Origin of the sequence: Arthrobacter agilis, assembly GCF_002953615.1 — a bacterium.
Taxonomy (GTDB): domain Bacteria; phylum Actinomycetota; class Actinomycetes; order Actinomycetales; family Micrococcaceae; genus Arthrobacter_D; species Arthrobacter_D agilis_B.
In genome coordinates this window covers 3,296,527-3,299,956 of the sequence record NZ_CP024915.1, presented here as the reverse complement: position 1 = coordinate 3,299,956, position 3,430 = coordinate 3,296,527, and the positions used below count along the sequence as shown (strand labels likewise).

Here is a 3,430-nt window from a genome sequence, read left to right as displayed (position 1 = left end):
CGCGAGCGCCCTGTACCCGCCGCTGCTCGGTCCCGCGTTCCGCCTGCACTGGGGCTTCGTCGTCGCCGTCCTGGCCACCGTCTTCGTGTGGTGGCTGCTCAACCGGTCGACCGTCGGGTTCGAGCTCCGTGCCGTCGGCGCCAACGCGAGCGCGGCCCGCACCGCCGGTGTCAACGTCAGCAGGGGCTACATCCTCGCGATGGCCATCGCCGGGGCCCTCGCCGGCCTCGCCGGCGTGGCCCAGGTCTCCGGGACGGAGAAGGTCCTCACCTCGGGCGTCGCCGCGAGCTTCGGCTTCGACGCGATCACGGTGGCACTCCTCGGCCGGTCCTCGCCGTGGGGCACCTTCGCGGCGGGCATCCTCTTCGGCGCCTTCCGCGCCGGGGGAGTGGCCATGCAGGCCTCGACGGGCACGAGCATCGACATCGTCCTCGTCGTGCAGTCTCTGATCGTCCTCTTCATCGCGGCGCCGCCACTCGTCCGTGCGCTCTTCCGCCTCCCGGCACCGGGCGCCGCGCGCACGGGCAAGGGCGGCACCCCTCACCGCACGCCAGCCTCGACCGGAGCAGCAGCATGAGCACAGCAACCACCGCTCGCGACGAGCGCCAGAACGCAGCCGGCGACGCGGCCGTGCGGAGCTGGAAGAACCCGATCATCCTCTCCGTCGTCGCCCTCTTCGCCCTCCTCGTCTTCGCACTCGGAGCGCCGGGCAACGACGTCACGTTCAGGCTGTCGGAGGAGAACGACCCGATCGTCCTGCCGTCCATCGTGGTGTCCGCCCCGGTGATCGGCTGGATCGCGGCACTCGCGATGATCGCCCTCGCCGTCCTCGCGATCCTGCGCACGCGCTCGGGGCGGAAGATCCCCGCCTGGGTGCTGGCCGTCTTCGCCGTCCTGTTCCTCGTCGCGTTCCTGACGTGGGTCGTCGGCAGCGCCCGCACCCCCAACGTCGCCCTCTACGGTCTCCTCGCCGGATCCGTCACCCTGGCCGTGCCGCTGATCTTCGGCTCGCTCTCGGGCGTGCTGTGCGAGCGCTCCGGCGTCGTGAACATCGCGATCGAGGGCCAGCTGCTGTTCGGCGCGTTCGCGGCCGCGGTCGCGGCGTCGCTGTCCGGGAGTGCCTTCGTCGGCCTCCTCGCCGCGGCGGTGGCAGGCGTCCTCGTGTCCCTCGTCCTCGCCGTCTTCAGCATCCGCTACGTCGTGAACCAGGTGATCGTCGGCGTCGTGCTGAACGTCCTGGTCTCCGGGCTGACCGGCTTCCTGTTCTCCGCCGTGCTGAGCGAGGACGCGGAGCGGTGGAACTCGCCCCCGCGCCTGCCCGTGATCGAGATCCCGCTGCTCGCGGACATCCCGGTGATCGGCCCGATCCTCTTCCAGCAGACCATCGTGGGCTACCTCATGTACGTCGCGGTGGCCGTCGTCTACGTGGCGCTCTACCACTCGCGCTGGGGCCTGCGCACGCGCGCCGTCGGCGAGCACCCCAAGGCTGCCGACACCCTCGGCGTCAACGTCAACCGCATGCGCTTCACCAACGTGCTGCTCGCGGGCGTCGTCGCGGGCGTCGGAGGATCCTTCTTCACGCTCGTCGCCGTCTCGGGCTTCGGCCGCGACATGACCGCGGGCCAGGGCTACATCGCGCTCGCCGCCCTGATCTTCGGTCGCTGGAACCCGATCGGGGCCTTCTTCGCGGCGCTGCTGTTCGGCTTCGCCACGAACCTGTCCAACGTGCTCAGCCTGCTCGGCACGCCCGTGCCGGACCAGTTCCTGCGCATGCTGCCGTACGTGGTGACGGTCTTCGCGGTCGCGGGGCTCGTCGGCCGCTCGCGGGCACCGGGCGCCAGCGGTATCCCGTACATCAAGGGCTAGGAGGCTCAGCAGCATGACCGACGACGAGATCCCCTGGGACTCCCTGGCCGCCACGGCGAGGGACGCCATGGAACGCGCCTACGTCCCCTATTCGAAGTACCCCGTGGGGGCCGCGGCCCTGCTCGAGGACGGCCGGATCATCTCCGGCTGCAACGTGGAGAACGCCTCCTACGGTCTGACCCTGTGCGCGGAGTGTGCGCTCGTGAGCGCGCTGGCCATGAGCGGCGGCGGGCGCATCCGGGCGTTCAGCTGCGTGGACGGCGAGGGCAGCACCCTCATGCCGTGCGGGCGCTGCCGCCAGCTGCTGTACGAGTTCCGGGCGCCGGACATGGTGCTCATGACCGTCAGCGGCATCCGCACCATGGACGAGGTCCTGCCGGACGCCTTCGGGCCGCAGCACCTCGCCTGATCCAGGGGCGCGGCCGGACAGGCCGCGCCCCTCCTCTTCCCCTTCCCATTCCACGGCTCCTGCCAGGAGCCGCACCACGATCCGAGGATCCCCATGACCGAAGCCTTCGACGCCGTCGACATCATCCGTACCAAGCGCGACCGGGGCACGCTCTCGCCCGAGCAGATCGACTGGACCATCGACGCCTACACGCGTGGCGTCATCGCCGACGAGCAGATGGCCGCCCTCAACATGGCGATCCTGCTCAACGGCATGGACCGCGCCGAGATCTCGCGCTGGACCGCCGCGATGATCGCCTCCGGCGAGCGCATGGACTTCTCCTCGCTCGGCCGCCCCACCAGCGACAAGCACTCCACCGGGGGCGTCGGCGACAAGATCACCCTGCCGCTGGCCCCGCTCGTCGCCGTCTTCGGGGTCGCCGTGCCGCAGCTCTCCGGACGCGGCCTCGGCCACACGGGGGGCACCCTGGACAAGCTGGAATCCATCCCCGGCTGGCGTGCGCACCTCAGCAACGAGGACATGCTGCGCCAGCTCGCCGAGGTGGGCGCGGTCATCTGCGCCGCCGGGACGGGACTGGCCCCCGCGGACAAGAAGCTCTATGCCCTGCGCGACGTCACGGGGACCGTCGAGGCTATCCCGCTCATCGCGTCCTCGATCATGAGCAAGAAGATCGCCGAGGGGACCGGGTCGCTGGTCCTGGACGTGAAGGTGGGCAGCGGGGCCTTCATGAAGGACGTCGACCAGGCACGCGAGCTCGCCGAGACCATGGTGGCCCTCGGCAAGGACGCCGGCGTGAACACCGTGGCGCTCCTCACCGACATGAGCACACCCCTCGGACTGACGGCCGGCAACGCCATCGAGGTCGAGGAGTCGGTGGAGGTCCTCGCCGGCGGCGGACCGGCCGACGTCGTCGAGCTCACCGTGCGCCTCGCGGAGGAGATGCTCGCGTGCGCGGGCGTGCACGACGCCGACCCGGCGGCCGCGCTGAAGGACGGACGCGCGATGGACGTCTGGAACAGGATGATCGAGGCGCAGGGCGGAGACCCCCGCGCGACCCTGCCCGTGGCGAAGGAGTCCGAGGTCGTCCTGGCGCCGGCCGACGGCGTGCTCGTGGGCCTCGACGCGCTCTCGGTGGGCGTCGCCGCCTGGCGGCTC

Annotated in this window: 4 protein-coding genes; all 4 read left to right on the top strand. The window is 71.1% G+C overall.

All coding sequences use genetic code 11. The annotated features are described in order from the left end of the window. Positions 1–577 (top strand): ABC transporter permease (locus CVO76_RS16160; RefSeq protein ID WP_208740117.1); only part of this gene is annotated, 577 nt, incomplete at its 5' end. Beyond that, positions 574–1,866 (top strand): ABC transporter permease, encoded by a 1,293-nt coding sequence (locus CVO76_RS16155; protein WP_208740116.1) that lies wholly within the window; start codon positions 574–576, stop codon positions 1,864–1,866. The genes CVO76_RS16160 and CVO76_RS16155, both read left to right, overlap by 4 nt. Positions 1,867–1,879: 13 nt before the next feature. Then, entirely contained in the window at positions 1,880–2,275 is a 396-nt protein-coding gene (locus tag CVO76_RS16150; protein WP_133082751.1) for a cytidine deaminase, read from the top strand. 93 nt (positions 2,276–2,368) lie between these two features. Next, a partial coding sequence (locus tag CVO76_RS16145) for a thymidine phosphorylase (protein WP_208740115.1) occupies positions 2,369–3,430 on the top strand: 1,062 nt, incomplete at its 3' end.